The 24,332-nt window shown below is 64.1% G+C and carries 10 protein-coding genes; 5 read left to right on the top strand and 5 right to left on the bottom strand.

Annotation, left to right across the window (positions count from 1 at the left end; translation table 11 throughout):
* Positions 1 to 16: 16 nt before the first annotated feature.
* Positions 17 to 1,051, bottom strand: coding sequence for a sulfate ABC transporter substrate-binding protein (locus tag ACZ1II_RS05425; RefSeq protein WP_465143396.1), 1,035 nt, complete (start codon positions 1,049 to 1,051; stop codon positions 17 to 19).
* Between the two features lie 432 nt (positions 1,052 to 1,483).
* Between ACZ1II_RS05425 and ACZ1II_RS05420 the strand changes: the two genes are divergently transcribed.
* Positions 1,484 to 2,104, top strand: a complete 621-nt coding sequence (locus ACZ1II_RS05420) for a YceI family protein (RefSeq protein WP_465143395.1) — start codon at positions 1,484 to 1,486, stop codon at positions 2,102 to 2,104.
* A gap of 45 nt (positions 2,105 to 2,149) precedes the next feature.
* Here ACZ1II_RS05420 and ACZ1II_RS05415 read toward each other — a convergent pair whose 3' ends face one another.
* Together ACZ1II_RS05415 and ybaK are read right to left on the bottom strand one after the other, a co-directional pair.
* The gene (locus ACZ1II_RS05415) at positions 2,150 to 3,001 is read right to left on the bottom strand and encodes a TauD/TfdA dioxygenase family protein (protein WP_465143394.1); all 852 of its coding nucleotides are present in this window, start codon (positions 2,999 to 3,001) and stop codon (positions 2,150 to 2,152) included.
* 215 nt (positions 3,002 to 3,216) lie between these two features.
* Positions 3,217 to 3,690 (bottom strand): Cys-tRNA(Pro) deacylase, encoded by a 474-nt coding sequence (gene ybaK / locus ACZ1II_RS05410; protein ID WP_465143393.1) that lies wholly within the window; start codon positions 3,688 to 3,690, stop codon positions 3,217 to 3,219.
* A 171-nt stretch (positions 3,691 to 3,861) separates the two neighbouring features.
* Between ybaK and ACZ1II_RS05405 the strand changes: the two genes are divergently transcribed.
* Positions 3,862 to 4,383 carry a Dps family protein gene (locus ACZ1II_RS05405; protein WP_465143392.1) on the top strand — a complete coding sequence of 174 codons (522 nt, stop codon included), beginning with the start codon at positions 3,862 to 3,864 and terminating at the stop codon, positions 4,381 to 4,383.
* Positions 4,384 to 4,441: 58 nt separating this feature from the next.
* Here ACZ1II_RS05405 and ACZ1II_RS05400 read toward each other — a convergent pair whose 3' ends face one another.
* Positions 4,442 to 5,131, bottom strand: a complete 690-nt coding sequence (locus ACZ1II_RS05400; protein ID WP_465143391.1) for a response regulator transcription factor — start codon at positions 5,129 to 5,131, stop codon at positions 4,442 to 4,444.
* Positions 5,132 to 5,372: 241 nt separating this feature from the next.
* Between ACZ1II_RS05400 and ACZ1II_RS05395 the strand changes: the two genes are divergently transcribed.
* Complete coding sequence (locus ACZ1II_RS05395; RefSeq protein WP_465143390.1) at positions 5,373 to 7,763, top strand: TonB-dependent receptor; 2,391 nt, start codon at positions 5,373 to 5,375, stop codon at positions 7,761 to 7,763.
* Between the two features lie 111 nt (positions 7,764 to 7,874).
* Here ACZ1II_RS05395 and ACZ1II_RS05390 read toward each other — a convergent pair whose 3' ends face one another.
* Positions 7,875 to 8,264, bottom strand: coding sequence for a glycine zipper 2TM domain-containing protein (locus tag ACZ1II_RS05390; protein WP_465143389.1), 390 nt, complete (start codon positions 8,262 to 8,264; stop codon positions 7,875 to 7,877).
* A 239-nt stretch (positions 8,265 to 8,503) separates the two neighbouring features.
* Here ACZ1II_RS05390 and ACZ1II_RS05385 point away from each other — a divergent pair, with 239 nt between their 5' ends.
* Positions 8,504 to 10,471 carry an OPT family oligopeptide transporter gene (locus tag ACZ1II_RS05385; protein WP_465143388.1) on the top strand — a complete coding sequence of 656 codons (1,968 nt, stop codon included), beginning with the start codon at positions 8,504 to 8,506 and terminating at the stop codon, positions 10,469 to 10,471.
* A 724-nt stretch (positions 10,472 to 11,195) separates the two neighbouring features.
* Positions 11,196 to 24,215, top strand: a complete 13,020-nt coding sequence (locus ACZ1II_RS05380) for an Ig-like domain-containing protein (RefSeq protein ID WP_465143387.1) — start codon at positions 11,196 to 11,198, stop codon at positions 24,213 to 24,215.
* Positions 24,216 to 24,332 lie beyond the last annotated feature (117 nt).

Below are 24,332 nucleotides of genomic sequence, written 5' to 3'. Positions count from 1 at the left end.
TGGCGCGGGGCGCGGTTTACTTCTTGGTGTGGATGCGGTCGAATACGCCGCCGTCGTCGAAGTAGGTCTTCTGCGCCTTGGTCCAGCCGCCGAAATCCTTGTCGATGGTGGTGAGGTTCAGCTTGGGGAACTGACCGGCGAACTGCTCGGCGATCTTGGGATCGCTCGGGCGGTAGAAGTTGCGGGCGATCGCGACCTGGGCTTCGGGAGTGTAGAGATATTCGAGGTAGGCCTTGGAGACCGCCTCGGTGCCGTGCTTCTTCGCATTGGCGGCAACCACCGCCACCGGCGGTTCGGCAAGGATCGAGATCGAGGGCACGACGATCTCGAACTTGCCCGCGCCCAGCTTCTTCTCGGCCAGCAGCGCCTCGTTTTCCCAGGCGAGCAGGACATCGCCGATGCCGCGTTCCACGAAAGTCGTGGTCGCGCCGCGCGCGCCGCTGTCGAGCACGGGAACCTGGCTGAAGAGCCGTTTCACGTAAGTCTCGGCTGCCGCATCCGACCCGCCCGCCTTGCGGCCATAGGCCCAGGCGGCGAGGAAGTTCCAGCGCGCGCCGCCGCTGGTCTTGGGGTTCGGAGTGATGACCTGCACGCCCGGCTTCACCAGATCGTTCCAGTCGTGAATGCCCTTGGGATTGCCCTTGCGGACGAGGAAAACGATCGTCGAGGTGTAGGGCGAGCTGTTGTCGGGCAGGGCCTTCTGCCAGTCGGCGGGGAGCAGCTTCGCCTTGCTGGAGATCACGTCGATATCGTAGGCCAGCGCCAGCGTGGCGACATCGGCTTCGAGGCCGTCGATGATGGCGCGGCTCTGCTTGCCCGAGCCGCCGTGGCTCATGCGGAAGGTCACGTCCTGCCCGGTCTTCTTCTTCCAGTAGGCAGCGAAAGCCGGGTTCACGGCCTGATAGAGTTCGCGCGTCGGATCGTAGGAGACATTGGTGATCTCGACCGAATTGCCGGACTTCCCGCCCGAGCATCCCGCAAGCGACACCGCCAGCGCGCTGGCGGCGGCCATCGATAGGAACAGGCGGCGATTGAGGATTCCGGCATTCATCGTGTCTTGTCTCCCGTCGGGTGGCTAGTGCCTAAACTCAATCGATTTTGTTGACATTAAATATGTAATTGCAGGGCGGCAAGCATACCTTTTGGCGAAAGGTCGATACCCCGGTTCGCCTCACCTTTGGAGCGCGCTGCAGCCGGTGATCCTGCATTATTCCGATGCTGAGAGCCGCATTTTCAAAAGGATAATGGGCCATTCGCGGTTGCGGTTCCATCCTCCAAAGGGGGCAGCAATCTATTGTCACGCAAAGCATGGCCGCTTTCAAGCGTGAGGCGGTCTTCTGGCAGAAAGTTCGAATTGCATGGCGACGTTCGATCCACTTTCAACTCAGGGTTGAAAGATATTCACCTCGATGATGGATTATCGAAAGATGGGGAGGAATGCATAAGCCGTTGGATTTCAGTCTGTTTTGCTCCGGAGCTTTCCATGAAGAAGACCGTTTCGATCGCCGCCATCGCCCTTGCCGCCGCCACGCTGGTCGGCGTTCCCTCGCTCGTCGTCGCGCAGGCTTCGGTCGCACCCGAAGCGGTCCAGGCCGGAACCTATAAGGTCGAGAGCAACCACACGCTTGCGCAGTTCGGCGTCAACCACTTCGGTTTCAACGATTTCTTCGGCACGATCCCCGGCGCCACCGGCTCGCTGGTGCTGAACCCGAAGGCTCTGGGCAAGTCCAGCCTCGACGTTTCGCTGCCGGTTTCGCGCATTTCCACCACCAATGCGACGCTCGACAGCGAACTCGTCAGCGCGGACTGGTTCGACGCGGCGACGTATCCGACGATCCGCTTCGTTTCGCAGAAGGTGGAGCAGACCGGCCCGCGCACCGCGCGCATTTACGGCACGGTGACGATGCACGGCGTCAGCAAGCCGATGGTGCTCGACGCGACTTTCGGCGGCGCGGGCGTGAACCCGATGGACAAGGCTTATACCGTGGGATTCAGCGCGACCGGTTCGCTCAAGCGCTCGGAATTCGGCGTTTCCAAGTACGTCCCGGCGGTCAGCGACGAAGTGCAGATACGCATCACCGCTGCCTTCGAAAAGGTGAACTGAGCACTTGGAAATCCGACGCGGGAGATCTTTCGAAGGTCTCCCGTTTCAGGTGAGCGCAACGCCTTCGATGGTGATGCGGTGCATTTCGCGGCGGTGGCCGTGATAGTCGTTATAGGCATAGTGCCAGGTGGCGCGATTGTCCCAGAACGCGATCGAGCCGTCCCGCCAGTGGAAGTCTTCCTGGAACTCCGGCGCGCGGCAATGGGCGTAGAGTTCCTGGAGCAGGTCCTGCGAATGGGCTTCGGGCAGACCCTGGATATGCAGGGTGAAACTGGGATTGACGTAGATCGCCCGCTTGCCGCTGAGCGGGTGGGTGATGACCACCGGATGGACCGGATCGTCTAGCAGGTCCGCCGCGCCCGAATTGCCGATGCGTCCATCGCTACGGGTGTCCTGCAGGGCTTCGTAGGCCACCGCCTTGCTGCCGAAGATATGGCGGGCCGAGTGCACTGCCTTGCGGCCTTCCACTTGCGCTTTCAGCCTTTCCGGCAAGGCGTCGTAGGCAGCGTACATCGAGGCGAAAGCGGTCGCGCCGCCCTCCGGCGGAAGCTCGCGGGCGACGAGGATCGAGCCCAGCGCCGGTTCGAAGTCGTAGGAATGGTCGGTGTGCCAGCCGCCGCCGATATTGTGCTGCTGATCGGCCTCCTTCACCACGAGCGCGATTTCCGGATAGGCGGGATGGGCCGCGAAGAAGCGATTGATGTTGATCCGGCCCCATTGGCGCGCGAAGGCAATGTGCTGCGCTTCGGTGATCGACTGGTCGCGGAAGAAGATCACGCCGTGCTCCGCGAAAGCGGCGCGGGTCTTCGCAAGATCGTCGGCAGAGAGGGGCTGGGAGAGGTCGATCCCGAGGATTTCGGCGCCGACACGGCCGTGCTTGCGGATATCAATCGTCATGCGGGACCTCCTTTTGGAAACTCAACTTATTTACTTGAGTTTGTGCGGTCAAGGCAGGCGAGGATCATGAACCGCGTGCCGATCGCAAGCAAATCTATGTCGGCGCAAACGACTGCTAGAGCAGTTGATCCGATTGCATCGGATCAACTGCTCTAAGTTTTTGGATTGCCGCATTTTCCGAGTCATCAGGTGATTCCACCTGATTAGAAAATGCTCTAGGTGGCGATATCGGCGAATTTGGCATCCAACGCCTGCCGGGCATCCTCCCCGGCCAGCCTGACCTGCAAGCCGCGCTGCCCACCGTTGATGTAGATCGCATCCCAGAGGATCGCGGTCTCGTCGATCACCGCCGGAACCTTGCGCATCTGGCCAAAGGGGCTGATACCGCCGATCTTGTAGCCGGTCAGCCGCTCGGCATCGGCGGGCTTCATCATTGCCGCGCTCTTGGCTCCGAGGGCCGCTGCGGCTTTCTTCATCGAGACTTCGCCGCTGCTCGGCGCGATCACGCAGGCAGGCTTGCCATCGGCGAGCACCATCAGCGTCTTGAACACCTGCCCCGGATCGGCTCCGATCGCTGCTGCTGCGGCAAGTCCGATGCTTTCGGCGGAAGGGTCGTAGTCATAAGCGTGAAGGCCGAAGGCCACGCCGGACAGTTCGAGCATTTTCGTCGCGCGGGTCGATAGCGCCATTCCGGTTCTCCTGCGGCGTGCCTAGCCCAAGGCCGGTCCTCGGCCAAGGTCCTTGCCTGTCGATCCCGCCCTAAGACTTATACTTATGTCTAGATGGGTTCACCGCCGGGCGAGCACTACCTGAGGGAACACGGCACCATCACGTCGCCGCATTCCTGCCAGGAGCAGTCCATGTCCGACCATTCGATCATCTCGCCCGCCCAGCGCCAGCTCGGCACGCCCACCGACCTCGGCGCCGATGCCACCCGCGACATCTCCGGCGGCCTCAAGGCCCTGCTGGCCGATGTCTTCTCGCTCTACCTGAAGACCAAGAACTTCCACTGGCACATGAGCGGCCCGAATTTCCGCGATTATCATCTGCTGCTCGACGAGCAGGGCGACCAGATCTTCGCGATGACCGACCCCATCGCCGAGCGCGCGCGCAAGCTGGGCGGGACCACGATCCGTTCGATCTCGGACATTTCGAGCCATCAGCGCCTGCTCGACAACAATGCCGATTATGTCGATCCGCAGGGCATGCTGGCTGAACTGCACGGCGACAACAAGCAGCTGGTGGCAGAAATGCGCGCCGTTCATGCGCTCTGCGACGAATATGGCGATATCGCCACGGCCAGCCTGATCGAAGTCTGGATCGACGAGACTGAGCGCCGCGCCTGGTTCCTCTACGAAAGCTGCCGCACCGGCCGTATGTGACGGAGGCGCCGCGAAGGCGGGGGAAGCGGCAGCATCTGCCGCTTCCCCCGCCTTCGCTTTATCCGGCCTCCGCGTGGTCGAAGACGTAGCCGAACGAGCGCACCGTGCGGGGCAGGTGGGGGACCTGCATCGAGCGCAGCTTGCGGCGCAGGCGGCTGACCCAGGAATCCACGGTCCGCTCGTCGCAGACGTCGACGCTCTTGCCGAGCACCCCGATCAGCTCCCCGCGCGTGAACACGCGATTGGGATTGCGGGCGAAGTGGTTGAGCAGCCGCTGTTCGTTCGATTGCAGCGGCACCACCAGCCCCTTGTACCGCGTCAGATGCGAGTCGGGCTGGATCGTGAGTTCGCCGATCTGGATTGCCGGCGCTTCCTTTCGTGCGGCGGCGGTCGGCTGGTAGATTCGCAGCCGCTGGACCAGCGCGGTCGGGGTGAGGAGGCCGACAAGGTAATCGTTCGCCCCGGCGTCGAGGGCGCGGGCCTGCGATCTCGGGTCGGCCTCGGGCAGCACCATCGTGACGTGCAGGGGGTGGTCGTTGATGCGATCCTGCAGCAGGCCGCAGAGCTGAAGTCCCGACATTTCTGGCAGAATCCAGTCCACGAAGACCCAGGTCGGCGCTTTGGCGGCGCGCATGCAGAGATCGGTCGCATTCATCACTTCCACCTCGAAGGAGAGGAAGGCGTCGCGAACGGCGCTGATATGGGCAAGCTCGCCCGACGTCAGCACGATGTCTCCGGATTTGATCATTGTCTCCACCATTTCGGCACGAACGATCAGGTCACATAGTACCCCATTCGCTGCCATGCACATGTCAAATTTGTCATGTTTGCTCTGTGCCCGCCCTTGCCACAATTGCGTCAAGAAAATTACAAAAAAGCAACACGGATGTGACGCGGGCCACGCCTAGTGAGCCTCCCTGTCGCCCCGACGGGCGATCCTCTTGCTGCGACTGCAAGGAGGAAAGTGTAGTTTTCCAGGGAGTTTTCGCATGATTCGCCACGCCATCCGTCTGGCGGCCACTTGCAGCATCGTTGCGTTGAGCCAGGCCCCGGTTGCCGCCTTCGCTGACGAAGCAGCAACAAATGCAGCAGCTGCCGACAGCGGGGAATCCGCGCCGATCGTCGTCACCGCTACCAAGCGCGAGACCGATCTTCAGAAGACCCCGATCGCGATTGCCGTCATCGGCAGCGCCGATATCGAAAAGCAGCATGTCCAGAGCCTGATCGACCTCGCCAGCGGCAGCGTTCCTTCGCTGCGCGTGGCGACGTTCGAGGCACGCCAGTCGGCCCTCACGGTAGGCATTCGCGGCATCGTTCCCTTCGACGCCAACCAGACCGCGCGCGACCAGGGCGTCGGCGTCTATCTCGACGGCGTCTATCTCGGCCGCCAACAGGGCCTGAACGCCGCGCTGTTCGACGTGCAGCGCATCGAAGTGCTGCGCGGTCCGCAGGGCACGCTGTTCGGCCGCAATACCGAAGGCGGCGCGCTTTCGATCGTTACCAAGGCACCGACCGGCCAATTCGGTGGCCGCGTGGAAACGGGCATTGGCAACTACGGCCAGCGCACCGGCGAAGCCCACATCGACCTGCCCGAGTTCCACAACATCTCGTTCAAGGTCGACGGCGTCTACCAGCATCAGGACGCCACCACCAAGAACCCGCTCGCGGGCCAGACCGGCTTCAACTATTACGACCGCGTCGGCGGCCGCATCCAGGCCCAGTGGAAGCCGGTCGAAGGCTTCACGGCGAATATCTCGTTCGACAAGTCGCGCGACGACAATACGCCGATGTACAGCCAGCTCATCAATTACAACCCCAAGGGCCTGCCGGTCGCGACCCTGGCGCAGATCGCCGCGAACGGCGGCAAGCTGCCGAGCGGCATGATCGCCCCGCTTTCCCCGCTGGTCCAGGTCAGCGGCGACAAGCGCATGAAGACCGCCGACATCGGCGTGCCGCAGCAGCCGAGCGTGGATCGCACGCAGGGTATCATGGGCAACCTGAGCTATGACCTCAGCCCCGACCTGACGGTCCGCTCGATCACTGCCTGGCGTCAGGTCGATACCGACCAGTACGACAACTCGGGCGGCGCACACCGCACCGTGTTCCTGCCGAACACCAAGTTCAGCCGCTACTCGCTGTCGTTCCTCGACCAGCACCAGTTCAGCCAGGAACTCCAGCTCGTCGGCAGCCTGCCGCATCTCGATTTCGTGGCGGGCGCCTACTACTATAACGAGCACGCCAGCGAGAATGCCGCGACGCCCAGTTCCAACCTCTGGAATGCGGACGGCAGTGGCTACACCACGCTTAGCCCCAACGTGACCGGCGCGGTGACGTCCGGCAACCAGGGCTGGGCCGACGATTCGCTGTTCCTTCAGCGCGACAGCCACGCCAAGGCGCAGAGCATCGCCGCCTTCGCCCAGGCCACTTATACTCCGGCGGGTCTCGACCAGGTGCACCTGACCGCAGGCGGTCGCTATACGCACGACAAGCGCGACGGCGTGCTGGACATGGTCAATGGCGCGACGGTGAATTACGGCTTCCGCTATCGCAAGGACCGGTTCGACCCGATGGTCACACTGGCCTGGGACGCGACAGACGACGTGAACCTTTACGCCAAGTATGCGACCGGATACCGCGCCGGCGGCGCCAACGACCGTTCGCAGACCTTCGACGCCTTCGGTCCGGAAACCGTCAAGTCCTACGAAGTCGGTGCGAAGATGATGTTCCTCGACCGCAAGGTTCGCCTGAACCTGGCGGGCTACATCATGGATCGTGACGGCACGCAGGTCGATTTCGACAACGTCAACACCGACCCGAGCAGCCCCTACTTCAACCTGCACACGCAGGAGACGTTGAACGCGCCCGGCACGACCAAGATCCGCGGTATCGAAGCGGAACTGAACGTCCACCCGACCGACAACCTGAGCTTCGGCGCCTCTTACGCCTATACCTACACCCACGTTCCCAAGACGCTGAACCCGTTCCTCAGCACCGCCGCCAACCCGGTCTATCAGAACGTCTTCATCGTCTACACGCCGCCCCATGCGGCCTCGGCCTTCATCGACTACTCGGTGCCGGTGGGCAGCGGCGACGAGAGCGTGCAGTTCCACCTCGATGCGGCCTATTCGGACCGCCAGTACAGCTTCGTGGATGAGAACGTGAAGGCGCAGAGCAGCTTTATCGTCAATGGCCGCATCGCGCTGGCCGATATCCCGATGAGCGATGCCGGAACCTCACTGACGGTTTCGGTCTGGAGCCGCAATCTGCTCAACGAGACGCATATCTATCGTCTCTCGTATGCCAATGCGAGCACGCTGGGTGCCTATGGCAACTTCAACCCGCCGCGTACTTTCGGCGTGGAAGGCGTGGTTCACTTCTGATCGCGATTTCCGGTGGCGCCTCTCCTGCGAGGGGCCGCCGGCAGGTTCCTGCCTGAACACTGCACGCGGCGAGACTTCGGTCCCGCCGCGTATTTTTTCATCTTACCGGGATCAACGGCACTTCACGCCGCCGCGATCGATCTGGCGGCCCAGCAGGGCACCGCCCGCACCGCCGGCCAGGGTGCCGAGCGTGTTGCCGCCGACCAGCTTGGCGAGCAGCGCACCGCCCACCGCACCGACCACGAGGCCGGTGGTGCCGTCCGAACGGCGGCAATAGGCGCGGCCGTCCTTGCCGCGATAGATGCGGTCGTTGCGGCTCAGGCGGCGATCCTTGTAATTGCCCTTGTGATAGCTGCGCGAGGGTTCCCAGTTACGATCGTCGCCGTGCCAGGCATGGGCCGATCGGTCGTCGCGGTCGCCCGGACGCGCTTCGGCGGGGAGAGTGACGGTTGCCGAAGCGACGGCGATAAGGGCGCCGAGGCCGATTGCACGTTTGAACATCTTGATGGACCTTCCGACAAGGTTGAGGATGGGAGCGAGCGGATCTCCGCTAACGGGCCTTTTCAACGGTTTGCAGGCTTAACGGTTCCTGAAATTCCCTAGCGGGCAATCGAGGATGCACTTGTCCGGTAGACGGCAGACGGCCGATATGGCAGCGAGCCTCCACCATCGATGCGATTTGACCGCAGCCGTCTCGGCAAGCGGAATAATGCATCGGCAAAGTTTATGATCGAGGTTTCATGGCAAAGGATAATGGCAGTGCGCGCGCGGGCTCTCCGCTCGAACTGACCTTGCGCGGGGTGCTGCTGGGCGGTGTGATCACGCTGTTGTTCACGGCGGCCAACGTCTATCTCGGCCTCAAGGTCGGTCTGACCTTTGCAACCTCGATTCCGGCAGCCGTGATCTCGATGGCGATCCTGCGCGGGTTCAAGGACTCGACGATCTTCGAGAACAATATCGTCCAGACCGTGGCCAGCGCGGCGGGGACCCTGGCGGCGATCATCTTCGTGCTGCCGGGTCTCGTCATGATCGGCTGGTGGCAGGGCTTCCCCTACTGGACCACGGCGGCGATCACCGGCACCGGCGGCATTCTCGGCGTGCTGTTTTCCGTGCCGCTGCGCCGCGCGCTCGTGATCGACACCCCGCTGCCTTATCCCGAGGGCCATGCCGCCGCCGAAGTCCTGCGCGTCGGCTCGGAATCGCGCGAGGGCGGGGCGGAGAGCGCCAAGGGCCTGTCGGTGCTTTTGTGGAACGCGCTGGCCTCGGCCGGGTTCGCCATTCTCACGCAGACGCGGCTCGCCGTGGCGGAAGCCTCGGTCTGGTTCCGTGCGGGACCAGGCGCGACTGGCATTTCCGGCGGCCTGTCCTTCGCACTGATGGGCGTCGGCCATCTCGTCGGCATTTCCGTGGGCATGGCGATGTTCCTCGGTCTCGTCGTCGGCTGGTGGGTGCTCCTGCCGATCCTGACCGCGCAGAACCCGCTGCCGGGCGGCGCGGAGGTTTGGGCGACGACCGTGTTCGCAGATAATGTCCGCTTCTTCGGCGCGGGCGTGATTGGCGTGGCGGCAGTCTGGACCCTGCTGCGCATTGCCGGACCGGTGATCGGCGGCGTTCGCTCCGCTATGGCCGCGAGCCGCGCGCGCCAGTCCGGCGCGACCCTTGCGGTCGAGGAGCAGGACCTGCCGATCTCGATCGTCTTCATCGGCACTCTGGCCATGCTGGTGCCGATCGCGATCCTGCTCTGGAGCGTCGTCGGTAGCGGTCCGCTGGCCGGATCGGAAATGCTGCTGATCTCCGGCGCGCTGCTGTTCATCCTCGTGATCGGGCTGCTGATCGCCGCCGTCTGCGGCTATATGGCGGGCCTGATCGGCGCCTCCAATTCCCCGGTTTCGGGCATCGGCATCCTATCCGTGGTCGCCGCTTCGCTTATGCTGGTCGGCCTGTTCGGCCGCGACCAGCCGCCGGGTACGACCGACGCGCTGGTCGCCTATGCCCTGATCGTTACCGGCATCGTCTTCGGCGTGGCGACGATCTCCAACGACAACCTCCAGGACCTCAAGACCGGCCAGCTCATCGGCGCGACGCCGTGGAAGCAGCAGGTGGCGCTGGTGATCGGCGTGGTCTTCGGATCGCTGGTAATTCCGCCGGTGCTCGATCTGCTGAACACCGCCTTCGGCTTCGCCGGCGCAGCCAATGCCGGACCCAATGCGCTTCCCGCACCGCAGGCTGCGCTGATCTCGACACTGGCCAAGGGCGTGCTGGGCGGCAATCTCAACTGGACGATGATCGGCTGGGGCGCCGCGGCCGGGGTGGTTTTCATCGTGCTCGACGAAGTGTTGGGGCTGATGGGCCGCCTTCGCCTGCCGCCGCTCGGCATCGGGATCGGCATCTACCTACCGATGAGCGTGATCCTGCCGACCGTGATCGGCGCGGTACTCGGCTTCTTTTACGACCGCTGGGCCTCGAAGCAGCGCGATCCGGAATTCGCCGAGCGCATGGGCGTGCTCACCGCGACCGGCCTGATCGTGGGCGAAAGTCTCTGGGGCGTCACCTTTGCCGGCATCGTCGCGGCATCGGGCAGCGATGCGCCGCTGGCTCTGGTCGGTGACGGTTTTGCCGGTCCGGCACTGGCGGGCGGAACGGCGCTGTTCTTCGTGCTGGTCCACATTCTTTATCGCCGCACCCGCCAGTTGGTCGTTATGGACTAACGGCGGCTACCCGGCATTCCGGTCATACGAAGATAATAAGTCCGGGCCGGTCCCGGAACGATCATCATTCTGTAATCAAACGAGATAGCGAATCCGCACCGCAGGTTTTGCGGCCATTTGCGCGGCGGTGCACACCGCAATCCGGTTGCATTCGATTTCTATTGGTCCAGGCGGTACGTAACGCGCGAAATTGAATGCAGAATTTCCAAAAACTGCATCCGCTTTGATGGTTTATTTTTGAACCGGAATGAACCTATGGCAAGTCCCGTCAGGACCTGGCAAGACGCCTGTTCGTACTCGCTTAGTGCATGATATAAAAAGATAAAATTTCCACCATCAAGAGGTCTGGCGGGCTTTCATGAAGCCTGCCGGGAAGGGCGTTCGATAAGCTGCGCCGCGCATATTTGGGTCAGGCGAGCCTTATCTGCGACCAATCGTGACAATCCTTCCGGAAACTCGGGTCCGACAATCTCGTTCCAGCAATCGTCTGGGTGGAAATACCCAAGTTATCTGACCTATAAACTTCGCGAAGTCGACGTATTGGTGAACTTCCGGGGCATTGATGTTCGATTGCGGATATCCCTTTTCTCTGATCGATCATGGCGATTGGCTGTCAGCTTTATAAGATAACCAAATTGTCATAGCCCTTGGTGCGCAGTTCATTTCGATAGGCCGACAAACGAATGCGTCGCTTCAGGGCGACGTTCATGTTGGGAGTTACGAGATGGACAAGCGGGTCGAGATCGTGAATCGGGAAACTAAGGCCGCCAAGGCATCGGTCGCTGGAAATGGGGAAACCCGGATACAGGTCCCGATCGACTCGAATGTCCGGATCGACGCCCCTCCGAATTCGGTCGCATCGATGGTCCGCGAAGGCGACGACCTGATCCTGAAATTCGCGGACGGTTCCAGCATTCGTCTTGAAGGCTATTTCGCCTGCCAGCCCGAAGATCTCGGTCAGCTTTCGCTGGACGATCCGTCGAGCGGCGCGCAGTGGCTCGTCACTCTGAGCGATACGGCCTGTGTCGCGCCCGGTGACCTGACGAGCGAGGCGCTGAGTTACGATCTTGCTCCGCTCGATGCGGCGACGGCATGGACGGCAGCAGGAGCAGGGGCGGCAGCCGCAGGTGGCGGCGGTATCAGCAGCGGTTTGCTCATCGGTCTCGGCGCTCTGGGCCTCGGCGGTGCCGTGGCGGCGGCCGCGGGCGGCGGAGGTGGCGGCGGCGGACGTGGAACGCCCGGTACACCGCCGGATACGACGCCCCCTGCGGCTCCTGTCCTGACAGGCGCAACCGATGACGCGGCACCGGTAACGGGAGCAATCGTCGCAGGCGCTTCAACCAACGATGCGACCCCGACTTTCAGCGGCACCGCCGAGGCAGGCGCGGTGGTGGCGGTTTTCGACAACGGCACGCAGATTGGCTCCGTGACGGTCGGCGCTGGCGGCAACTGGACTTTCACCCCGACGACGCCTCTGGGCGACGGTCCGCACAGCATTACATTCCAGGCGACGGATGCCGCCGGAAACAAGGGCGCGGCATCGGCGCCCTTCGCCTTCACGGTAGATACCGCACCTCCCGCCGCGCCGGTCTTGGCAAGTGCGCAGGACGACGTTGACCCGATCGTCGGCGCAATCGCTTCCGGTGGTGCGACGAACGACACCACGCCGACCTTCAGCGGAACCACCGAACCGGGTTCGGTGGTCGCCGTGTTTGACAACGGCGTGCAGATCGGCACCGCCACGGTTGCGGCTAACGGTAACTGGACCTTCACACCAACGACGCCCTTGGGTGACGGCCCGCACAGCCTGACATTCCAGGCAACGGATGCCGCAGGCAATCAGGGCGCTGCATCGGCGCCGTTCACTTTCACCGTCGACACAACGCTGCCGCCGGTTCCCGTCGTGACCGGGGATATCGCTGCGGGCAGTGATACGAACGATTCCACGCCGACGTTCAGCGGGTCCACCGAGCCGGGGTCGGTCGTGGCTGTCTTCGACAACGGGACTCAGATCGGAACCGCAACCGCCGGAGCCGATGGCAACTGGACGTTCACGCCCTCGTCGCCGCTCGGAGACGGTTCGCACAGTTTGACATTCCAGGTCACGGACCCGGCCGGTAATACGGGCGCGCCGTCCGAGCCCTTCTCGTTCACGGTCGACACGACGGTTCCGGCGCCGCCGGTGGTTACCGGTGCGCAGGACGATGCCGAGCCGGTCGTCGGTGCGATTACGTCAGGCGGCGCTACGAACGACACCACGCCGACCTTCAGCGGAACCACCGAACCGGGTTCGGTGGTCGTCGTGTTTGACAACGGCGTTCAGATCGGCACCGCCACGGTAGCGGCCAACGGCAGCTGGACCTTCACGCCTTCGGTGCCGCTGGGAGACGGCCCGCACAGCCTGACGTTCCAGGCGACTGATGTTGCGGGCAACCAGAGCGCTGCCACCGAGCCTTTCGTATTCACGGTCGATACCGGCGCGCCTGCCGCACCGACGCTCAATTCGACTGATGGCACGACGATCTCCGGCACGGCGGAACCGGGCGCGACGATCGGTATCGACACCGATGGTGATGGCGTTCCTGACGTCACGGTCATTGCCGGAGAGAATGGATCGTGGAGCGCAACGCTCCCCGCGCCACTGGCCGACGGCACGATCGTCAGCGCCACTGCAACGGATGCGGCGGGCAATGTTTCCGCTTCGGGCAGCACAGTCGTCGACAGCAGCATCGATACCACGCCGCCTGCCGCTCCGGTGGTGACGGGGGCAACCGACGATGCCGAGCCGGTCATCGGTGCGATCACGGCCGGCGGTTCGACGAACGACACCACGCCGACCTTCAGCGGTACGACCGAGCCGGGTTCGGTGGTCGCCGTGTTTGACAACGGCGTGCAGATCGGCACCGCCACGGTAGCGGCCAATGGTAGCTGGACCTTCACACCTTCGGTGCCGCTGGGAGACGGCCCGCACAGCCTGACGTTCCGGGCGACTGATGTTGCGGGCAACCAGAGCGCTGCCACCGAGCCTTTCGTATTCACGGTCGATACCGGCGCGCCTGCCGCACCGACGCTCAACCCGACTGATGGCACGACGATCTCCGGCACGGCGGAACCGGGCGCGACGATCGGTATCGACACCGATGGTGACGGCGTTCCTGACGTCACGGTCATTGCCGGCGAGAATGGATCGTGGAGCGCAACGCTCCCCGCGCCACTGGCCGACGGCACGATCGTCAGCGCCACTGCAACGGATGCGGCGGGCAATGTTTCCGCTTCGGGCAGCACAGTCGTCGACAGCAGCATCGATACCACGCCGCCTGCCGCTCCGGTGGTGACGGGGGCAACCGACGATGCCGAGCCGGTCGTCGGTCCGATCACGGCCGGCGGTTCGACGAATGACACCACGCCAACGATCAGCGGAACGACCGAGCCGGGTTCGGTAGTGACGGTTTTCGACAACGGCGTTCAGATCGGCACCGCCACGGTAGCGGCCAACGGCAGCTGGACCTTCACGCCTTCGGTGCCGCTGGGAGACGGCCCGCACAGCCTGACGTTCCAGGCGACTGATGTTGCGGGCAACCAGAGCGCTGCCACCGAGCCTTTCGTATTCACGGTCGATACCGGCGCGCCTGCCGCACCGACGCTCAACCCGACTGATGGCACGACGATCTCCGGCACGGCGGAACCGGGCGCGACGATCGGTATCGACACCGATGGTGACGGCGTTCCTGACGTCACGGTCATTGCCGGCGAGAATGGATCGTGGAGCGCAACGCTCCCCGCGCCACTGGCCGACGGCACGATCGTCAGCGCCACTGCAACGGATGCGGCGGGCAATGTTTCCGCTTCGGGCAGCACAGTCGTCGACAGCAGCATCGATACCACGCCGCCTGCCGCTCCGGTGGTGACGGGGGCAACCGACGATGCCGAGCCGGTCGTCGGTGCGATCACGGCCGGCGGTTCGACGAACGACACCACGCCGACCTTCAGCGGAACCACCGAACCGGGTTCGGTGGTCGCCGTGTTTGACAACGGCGTGCAGATCGGCACCGCCACGGTAGCGGCCAATGGTAGCTGGACCTTCACACCGACGACGCCCTTGGGAGACGGCCCGCACAGCCTGACGTTCCAGGCGACTGATGTTGCGGGCAACCAGAGCGCTGCCACCGAGCCTTTCGTATTCACGGTCGATACCGGCGCGCCTGCCGCACCGACGCTCAACCCGACTGATGGCACGACGATCTCCGGCACGGCGGAACCGGGCGCGACGATCGGTATCGACACCGATGGTGACGGCGTTCCTGACGTCACGGTCATTGCCGGCGAGAATGGATCGTGGAGCGCAACGCTCCCCGCGCCACTGGCCGACGGCACGATCGTCAGCGCCACTGCAACGGATGCGGCGGGCAATGTTTCCGCTTCGGGCAGCACAGTCGTCGACAGCAGCATCGATACCACGCCGCCTGCCGCTCCGGTGGTGACGGGGGCAACCGACGATGCCGAGCCGGTCGTCGGTCCGATCACGTCCGGCGGTTCGACGAATGACACCACGCCAACGATCAGCGGAACGACCGAGCCGGGTTCGGTAGTGACGGTTTTCGACAACGGCGTGCAGATCGGCACCGCCACGGTAGCGGCCAACGGCAGCTGGACCTTCACGCCTTCGGTGCCGCTGGGCGAAGGACCGCATAGCCTGACCTTCACGGCGACGGACGCTTCCGGAAATCAGGGCACGCCCTCGGCGCCCCTTGCTTTCACCGTGGATACCAGCCCGCCGGAAGCGCCGACGCTCAACCCGACCGACGGCACGGTGATCTCCGGTATGGCCGAAGCGGGCGCGACGATCGGTATCGATCTTGACGGTAACGGCGAACCCGACGCCTTCGCGCAGGCCGACGGTACAGGGTACTGGATCTATATTCCGGGCAGTCCGCTTGCCGATGGCACGACGATTTCCGTCACCGCTACCGATGCGGCGGGCAACAGCACCCAGCCCGTTTCCATCGTCGTCGATGCCACGGTTCCGGTCGCGCCGGGCATCGTCGAAGTGGTGGACGATGTGGAGGGCATTACCGGCGTGGTCGTACGCGGCGGCGTCAGCAATGACCCGGCGCTGACTATCAACGGCACTGCGGAAGCGGGCTCGATCATCCGGGTCTATGACGGCGAAACGCTGGTCGGTACGACGACCGCAAGCGGCACCGGCTCCTGGAGCGTGACTACATCCGCCCTTGCTGAAGGCGTTCACGGCTTTTCGGTTACCGCGACGAATGCGGTCGGCCATGTCAGCGGGCCATCGACGACTTATGTCGTGACGCTCGATTTCTCGCCCCCGGCGCTGACCGTCAACCCGACCGACGGCGAAACGCTGTCCGGGACGACGGAACCCGGCGCTTCAGTGCTGGTCGATATCGACGGTGACGGGAATGCGGACCTGACGGCGACAGTGGCGCCGAACGGTGCCTGGGTGGTGAACTTCCCATCACCGCTGCCGGACGGCGCGGTAGTGAACGTCGTGGCGGTCGATCCGGCGGGCAATGCCACGGCGCCTTCTCCGGTTACGGTTGACACATCGATCGACGCTTCCGTGCCTACCGAGCCGGTCGTCGGTTCGGTCACCGACGGTATCGACCCGGTGCAGGGGCCTCTGAGCAATGGCGCTGCCAGCAACGATCCCCAGCCTCTGCTGAGCGGAACTGCCGATCCGGGATCAGTGGTGACGATCTACGACAACGGCCTTCGGATCGGCACCGCAAGCGTCAGCGGAGCCGGGACTTGGAGCTTCCGTATCCCCGCGCCACTGGCCGATGGCCCGCACAGCCTGACCACGACCACAACGGGTGCGAACGGCAATGAAAGTCTGCCGTCCCCTGCATTCACGCTCACGATCGACACTCTCCCGCCCGATGCCCCCCTGGTGAACCCGTCCAACGGCGAAACGATTTCGGGCACCGCCGAGCCGGGGACGACGGTCAGCGTCACAATCGGCGGCGTCGTCGAAACGGTGCAGGTGGGCGAGAGTGGGGCCTGGAGCATCACGCCGGCCTCACCGCTCGGCAGTGGCCCGATCCAGGTGACGGCTATTGACGCCGCCGGGAACGTTTCCGCCCCGACCAACGCTGCGATCGATGCGGATGCTCCCGCTGCGCCCTCGATTGGGCCGGTGCTCGACGATGTGGGGACGAAGCAGGTGCCGATTGTCAGCGGCACGCCGACCGACGATGCGCGCCCGGTCTTCACGGGCACTTCGGAAGCGAACGCGGTCATTCGGATTTACGAGGGCACGACGCTGCTCGGCACTGCGGTTGCGGATGGTGACGGCAACTGGTCCATCACGCCCGAGGCACCGCTGCCTCAGGGCAACCACAACCTGACGATCACTGCGACCGACGCCGTCGGCAACGAGAGCGATCCCGCATCCTTCCTGCTGGTCGTCGATACGACGGCGCCCGATGCTCCCGCAATCACGCAAATCGCGGACAATGCAGGGCCGCAGAGTGGGAATGTCGGCCCCGGCGGCTTGACCGACGATCCCCGGCCGGTTCTGACCGGGACGGCAGAGCCGGACTCCACCGTTTCGATCTACAGCAACGGCATTTTGCTCGGAACCGCGGGGACCAATGGTCTCGGCGTCTGGACTTTCACCCCCGGCGCGGACCTCCCGCAAGGCAGCAACAGCTTCCTGGCCGTCGCATCGGATGCGGCGGGTAATACCAGCGCATCGTCCGCACCCTATCAGGTCACGGTCGATACCGATGGACCGACCCAGCCGGTCATCGTCTCGGGCTTCGACGATGTCGGCCTGGTCCAGGGTACGTTCCTGAGCGGGGCGTCGAGCGACGATACCTTGCCGGTGCTGACCGGCACGGCCGATCCGAATGCCGTCGTCACGATTTCACAGGGCGGGGTACCGGTTACGACGGTCACGACGGACCCCTTCGGGAACTGGACATTCACGCCGGACCAGGCCCTGACGCAAGGCACTTATCTGTTCACCGCCAGCGTCACCAATGCTGCCGGGGTGACAGTATCGTCCGCACCGTTCCAGGTGACGGTGACGACACAGGGTCCCGCCGCGCCGTCCATCGATGCGGCCGAGGACGGCACGGGCCGCTACACCGGCACGCTGGGCAGCGAGGACTATACGGATGACGTCCTGCCCGAGCTTTCGGGAACGGCGGCCATCGGCAGCACCGTGACCATCCTCGACAACGGGGTGCCCATCGGTACGGCGGTCATGGACGGCAGCGGCGGGTGGACCTTCACGCCTCCTGGCGGTCTTTCCGAAGGGCGGCACGATTTTACCGCTACCGCCACCGATGTGATTGGCAACACCAGCCAGATTTCGGGCGTGTTCACGCTGTTCGTAGACACCGGCGCGCCCGATGCGCCGATCGTGGAGCCGAGCGCAGGCACGGTCCTGAACGGGACTGCCGAGGCCAATGCCCGGATCGAATTCGACTTTACCGGAGACGGTATAGCCGACGATTTCACCACGGCGGATGGCAACGGGGTCTGGACCTATATCGCCAATCCGCCGCTGGCGAACGGTGTGACGGTCTCGGTCGTTGCGATCGATGAGGCGGGGAATGTTTCGGGTACCGACAGTATCGTCATCGACCTGACGCCGCCCGCCGCCCCGGTCATCACCGGCGTGATCGATGCGGTGGGCGACCAGATCGGTAACGTTCGCAATGGCGGAGGCACCGACGATCCGCTTCCGGTCATAACCGGCACCGCCGAACCGGGCGCCACGGTAACGATCTACGATAACGGCGTGCCGCTTGGCACGGCCGAGGCCTCCGCCACCGGCGCATGGCAATTCGAGATCACCGTGCCGCTTTTCGATACCGTCCATATCTTCACCGCCAGTGCCGAAGATGCTCTCGGCAATGTCGGGGGCCTTTCCGAAGCTTACGGTTTCACGGTCGATACGGGCACGCCCGGCACGCCCGTCATTACCGGGGTGGAGGATCATGCGGGCCTCATTCTCGGCAATGTCGGACCCGGCGGTACTACCGACGATGCCTTGCCGACGATCAGCGGCACCGCCGATGCCAATGCCACGATCACGATCTACGACGGTACGACCGAACTGGGCACGACCGTTGCCGATGGTAGCGGTTTCTGGAGCTTCACGCCGACCGGTCCCTTGCCGGATAAGGCCTATGACCTCAACGCCACGGCAACGAACGTGGCCGGCAATACCGGGGCCACCTCGAACGTATACGAGGTGACGGTGGACACGGTTCCGCCCGCAATACCGACTGTCGATATCGTAAGCGGCAACGAGCCGGGCAATGTAGGCGCCATTGTCGAGGGCGGCCTTTCCAACGATACCACGCCGTTCCTCAGCGGCACGGCCGGTGCGGACGAGACCATTTCGATCTTCAACAACGGCGTGCTGGTGGACACCGTCACTGCCAGCCCCACCGGCGCGTGGAGCACCACGCTCAATCTCGGCGAAGGGCCGCAGAGCATCACGGTGAGCGCGTCCAATGCGGCGGGTAACAGCAGCCCGGCCACAGCACCGTTCACGTTCACGATCGATGCCACCGATCCCGATGCGCCAACAGTCAATCCGACCAACGGCACCGGCACCCTGACCGGAACCGCAGAGCCGGATTCGACGGTCTCGATCTCGATCGGTGGGGCTGCGGCGGTCACTGCGCCGGTCGATCAGGACGGCAACTGGAGCTATCCGCTTTCGGGCAACCCGCCCGACGGCACGCCGATCGTCGTCATTGCCATCGATCCGGCTGGCAACAGTTCGCTGCCCACCACTGTCGCGGTAGATCTCGACCCACCGGCACCGCCGCAACTCCTGACGGCGACCGATGATCAAGGCGCCGTCCTCGGTCCGATCGGCTCGGGCGATACCACCGACGACAGTCTGCCGGTTCTGACCGGCAGCAGCGAGGCGAACGCGACGATCGTCGTCTACGACAACGGTGGCGAGATCGGCAGGGTCCAGGCAAATGCCAGCGGCGCCTGGACTTTCACGCCCTCCGCGCCGCTTTCAGACAGCTTCCACAGCCTCACGTTCGCGGCCATCGACACCGCGGGCAATCTGGGGCTGCCCAGTGCGGCCTTCGAGTTCACCGTGCTCACAGCCTTGCCGTCGGTGCCCAGCATCGCGACTATCACCAATGACGACGGGGCTCCGCTCATCATCGCCAGCGGCAGCAGCACTAACGACGATACACCTCTGCTGAGCGGCACCGCCGATCCGGGCGCTATCATCACGCTCTTCATTGATGGAACGGAAGTGGTTCCCCTCACACCGATCGTCGCCAATGCGACGACGGGCGCCTGGTCCTATTCGCCGACGCTTTTGGAAGGCCCGCACAGCTTCACCGTCACCGCGACCAATGCCGCGGGCAATGAAAGCACGCAGTCTCCGGCCTACACGGTCATCATCGACCTGACCGATCCCAACCCGCCCGTCATCAATCTCAGCGACGGCAATACCGTAACCGGAACCGGCGAAGCCGGGGCGACGATCACCCTGTTCGTGGCAGGCGATGCCACGTCTTATGACACGGTGGTCAACAGCCGCGGCGAATGGATCATCACTTTGCCCGGCCGGGCCCCAGACGGCGCCGGGCTGACCGCCATCGCCACCGATCCGGCAGGCAACGGCTCGCTGCCCGGTTCCGGCCTGGTAGACTGGGACAACGGGATTCCGCAGCCGGAAATCCCGGTGCTGCTTTCGATCACCGATGCAGTCGGCGATATCCAGGGGCCGATCGCCGACAACGGCGTGACCAACGACAGGTTCCCGGCGATCACCGGCACGTCCAGCGCAAATGCGCTCATCACGATCTATGACGGCGCCGCTGTCATAGGCACGACGATCAGCAGTCCCGGTGGCAGCTGGAGCTTCACGCCGACCGTGCCTCTGGGCGAAACCGGGCACAGTATCAGTGCCACCGCGACGGTCGGCGGGATTGAAAGCATCAGCGGCAACACGATCGTGTTTACGGTCGACGTCACCCCTCCGCCCCAGCCGATCGTTGCCGCCAGCAACGGCGCAGCGCTGAGCGGCACGGCTGAGGCCAACGCCTCCGTCAGCATCGATTTCGGTGCGGTTTCGGGTCCGGTCACCGTTCAGGCGGACGGAACAGGCGTCTGGAGCTATACGCCGGTTCCGCCGCTGGCCGATGGAACCCTCGTCAATGTCGTGGTGATCGATGCGGCGGGCAACCAGTCCGTCGGGGCCACGATTGCGGTTGATGCGGCGCCTCCGGCGACACCTTCCATCACTGGTGCCGCCGATGATGTCGGACTAGTGCTGGGACCGATCGTCAACGGCGGCGGCACTGACGACACGACGCCGACGTTGTCCGGTACGGCCGAAGTGGGATCGACGATATCGATCTACGATGGCGTCACGCTGCTGGGAACGACGACGGCGACCGACGGCACATGGACCTTCACGCCTGCGGCACTGCCGGAAGGGCCGCACAGCTTCACCGTCACGGCCGCCGATGCGCTCGGCAATGTCAGCGGCAGTTCGGCTGCCTTCTCGCTGACGATCGTGACGGGCACGCCTGTCGCGCCCGTCATCACCGGAGCCTTCGATGACGCGACGCCGGGTGTCGGCGTGATCGCCAACGGCGGGGCGACCAACGACAGCCAGCCCACGCTCAGCGGCACCGGCTCGGTCGGGGATACCATCTCGATCTACAACGGCAGCACTTTCGTCGGTTCGACGGTCGTTGTGGCCGGCGGGACCTGGAGCGTCACGCCAAATACGGCGCTCCTCGACGGCACCTACACGCTAACGGCGGTGGCAACCAATATCGCCGGTACGCAAGGCCCGGCTTCCTCGACGTTCACCTTTACCATCGACACCACGCCGCCGGGTACGCCGGTCCTGCTAGGTGTCACCGATGACGTCGGGGCGGTCCTGGGCGTGCTCACCAGCGGCGCAGCGACTGACGATACCCTGCCGACCCTGACGGGAACGGCCGAGGGCAATGCGCTCATCTCGGTCTATGACGGCCAGACCCTGCTGGGCACCACGCTGGCCAGTGCCTCGGGCGCCTGGACCTTCATACCGTCCACACCGCTGGGAGCCGGCGATCATGCCCTGACCGTGACGGCAACCGATGCCCTGGGCAACCAGAGCGGGGCGACGGCGGCCTTCAACCTGACCGTCGACCTTACCCCGCCGGACGTTCCGGTCATCACCGGGGCGCTGGACGATGTCGGCGGATCGCAAGGGCCGATCGCCACCGGCGGTCTCAGCGACGATGCCCTGCCGCAGCTGTCCGGCACGGCAGAGGCGAATTCCACCGTCTTCATCTACAACAACGGTGCGCTTCTCGGCTCGGCCCTCGTCAGCGGATCTGGAACCTGGACCTTTACGCCGCTCTCGCCGCTTGCGGACGGTGCGCACAGCTTCACGGCAACCGCACGCGATCCGGCAGGGAACCTGAGCGGCACCTCGGCGGCTTTCGTCGTCAATATCGACACGACGCCCCCGGTCGCTCCAGTCATCACCGCGATTACCGACGATCTCCTGCCGCAACTCGGCACTGTGCCGAGCGGCGGCATGACCAACGATACCCAGCCGACGATTTCCGGAACGGCGGAAGCCAATGCCTCGGTTTCCATCTATGACAACGGCAATCTGATCGGCACCGTCAACGCCGGGGCGACGGGAAGCTGGACCTTCACGCCGGGCACGCTGCTGCCGGAGGGCAACCACAGCTTCACCGCACGCGCAACGGATGCCACAGGCAACCAGGGCGCGGCATCCTCGGCTTATTCCGTGCGCATCGACACAACCTCGCCAGCGGCTCCGGTCATCTCCGGCGCAACCGACGATGCGGGAACGGTGCAAGGCCTCGTCCTGACCGGCGGTGTCACCGATGACACCTTGCCGCTGCTGCGCGGGACGGCGGAAGCAGGGTCGACGGTAACGATCCTGTCGGGCGGGGTGGCAATCGGCACGACCCAGGCCAATGCCGCCGGTAACTGGACCTTCACACCGCCCACGGCACTGACCGAGGGAACCTATACCTTCACGGCAGTGGCAAGCGATGCAGCGGGCAATACCGGCAGCGCGTCTTCGTCCTTCGTGATAACGGTGGATCTCACCGCGCCGCCGCCCCCTGTGATCACCGGCATCACCGACGATGCCGCACCGAATCTGGGTGCCGTCGCCAATGGCGGGACTTCCAACGATACGACCCCGACGCTGTCGGGCACGGCCGCCGCCAATACCGTCGTTCTGGTCTTCGACGGCTCGTTGCTGCTGGGCAGTACGACCTCGAATGCATTCGGCATCTGGACCTTCACGCCGACGACCGCCATTGCCAACGGCGCGCACAGCTTCACCGCGGTCACCACCGACACGGCGGGCAATGTCAGCGGCGCGTCCAACGCTTACGGCATGACGGTGGATACGGTGGCGCCGGTTCAGACCGTCACCTTCGCTACTCTGACCACGGATACCGGCACTCAGGGCGACTGGAGCACGCAGGACACCTCGCCGACTATCGGGGGAACGCTCAGTGCCGCACTTGGCGTGGGTGAGCGGGTACAGGTCCAGGTCGACGGTGGAACATGGGTCAATGCCACCGCTTCAGGCACGACATGGTTCTACGGCGCGGGAAGCCTTGCGGTGGGATCGCATACCGTGCTTGCCCGCGTGATCGACGCGGCGGGCAATATCGGTCCCAGCACCTCGCAGGCCGTGGCGATTACCGCTATCCCGCAGCAGGCGCCCGTGGTGCAATCCTCGGGCACTTCGCTGCTCGGCCTGGTGGGCGTCGAAGCGCTCAGCCTTATTGATCTCAGGACCCAGTCGCTGACGGCCTACGATCCGAACAACAACCTCAAGAGCGTGCAGGTGCGCTATGCCCCGCTGCTGGCCCTCAGCCTTGGTGCCTATACCCTGACCGCATCCTCGGCGCTGGCTGCCGAACTGGGTCTACAGATCAGCATTACCAACACGGCGGGTCTGCTCGGCATCGTCGCGCCGACTTCCACACTGACGATCACCGCGATCGGCGGCGGCACGATCGACAATCTGGCGATCAACGAACTGCTCAATACGGTCCACTTCCAGCAGAACGTCTCGCTGCTGGGCGTCGATCTGCTGAACTCGGTATCCATCACCGCGACCGACACCACCAACCTTTCGTCTACGTCCTCGACGGGAACGTTGCTCGATCTCAGCCTGCTGAACGCGAGTGGTTCGCCGAACGTGATCGAAGGGGACGGCCTTGCCAATGTGCTCAACGGCACGGCCGGAAACGACCGCCTCTATGGCCATGGCGGAAACGACGTGTTGAACGGCGGCGATGGCAACGACTTCCTGCGTGGCGGTGCCGGGGCCGATACCCTGAACGGCGGGGCGGGGAATGACACGCTCGTCTATGACGCTGCCGACATCCTGATCGATGGTGGAACCGGAACGGATACACTTCTGATCGACAGCGGTACCGGCCTGGTGCTGGATTTGGGCACGGCCACGAACATCCGTAATATCGAGATTATCGATCTCGGCACGGGCGATAGTGGAAGGCAGATAAACCTGACGGAGGCAGGCGTTATACGTGCTACGGAAAGTGCTCATCAACTGACGATCAATGGCGATTCGAAAGATACCGTTTCCATGACGGGCGCGGTATTCCAGGGTCAGACGCTCATAAATGGAGAGGCGTACAATCACTACTCGTTAGGTTCCACGGATATATATGTGGATCACCCGGTTATGGTGGTTGTATAAGCCGGACTCCCTTGCATGATACTTTCATAAAAGGGGAAGCATGGCGTTTTCGGAGTGGAGGTTGGCCGGGGCGGTGGGTATCGCCGCCCTGGGTATCATGGGAAGCCGGGGTCATGC

This window comes from Novosphingobium sp. BL-S-20 (assembly GCF_055521635.1).
The sequence above is the reverse complement of the archived record's forward strand: the minus strand, read 5'-3'. Positions and strand labels throughout refer to the sequence as shown.

Coding starts and splice junctions, on each gene's coding strand:
- ACZ1II_RS05390 (WP_465143389.1), bottom strand. CDS start 8,264: ATGTTCAAACGTGCAATCGGCCTCGGCGCCCTTATCGCCGTCGCTTCG.
- ACZ1II_RS05425 (WP_465143396.1), bottom strand. CDS start 1,051: ATGAATGCCGGAATCCTCAATCGCCGCCTGTTCCTATCGATGGCCGCC.
- ACZ1II_RS05405 (WP_465143392.1), top strand. CDS start 3,862: ATGTCCGACCATTCGATCATCTCGCCCGCCCAGCGCCAGCTCGGCACG.
- ACZ1II_RS05395 (WP_465143390.1), top strand. CDS start 5,373: ATGATTCGCCACGCCATCCGTCTGGCGGCCACTTGCAGCATCGTTGCG.
- ACZ1II_RS05415 (WP_465143394.1), bottom strand. CDS start 3,001: ATGACGATTGATATCCGCAAGCACGGCCGTGTCGGCGCCGAAATCCTC.
- ACZ1II_RS05400 (WP_465143391.1), bottom strand. CDS start 5,131: ATGATCAAATCCGGAGACATCGTGCTGACGTCGGGCGAGCTTGCCCAT.
- ACZ1II_RS05380 (WP_465143387.1), top strand. CDS start 11,196: ATGGACAAGCGGGTCGAGATCGTGAATCGGGAAACTAAGGCCGCCAAG.
- ybaK (WP_465143393.1), bottom strand. CDS start 3,690: ATGGCGCTATCGACCCGCGCGACGAAAATGCTCGAACTGTCCGGCGTG.
- ACZ1II_RS05385 (WP_465143388.1), top strand. CDS start 8,504: ATGGCAAAGGATAATGGCAGTGCGCGCGCGGGCTCTCCGCTCGAACTG.
- ACZ1II_RS05420 (WP_465143395.1), top strand. CDS start 1,484: ATGAAGAAGACCGTTTCGATCGCCGCCATCGCCCTTGCCGCCGCCACG.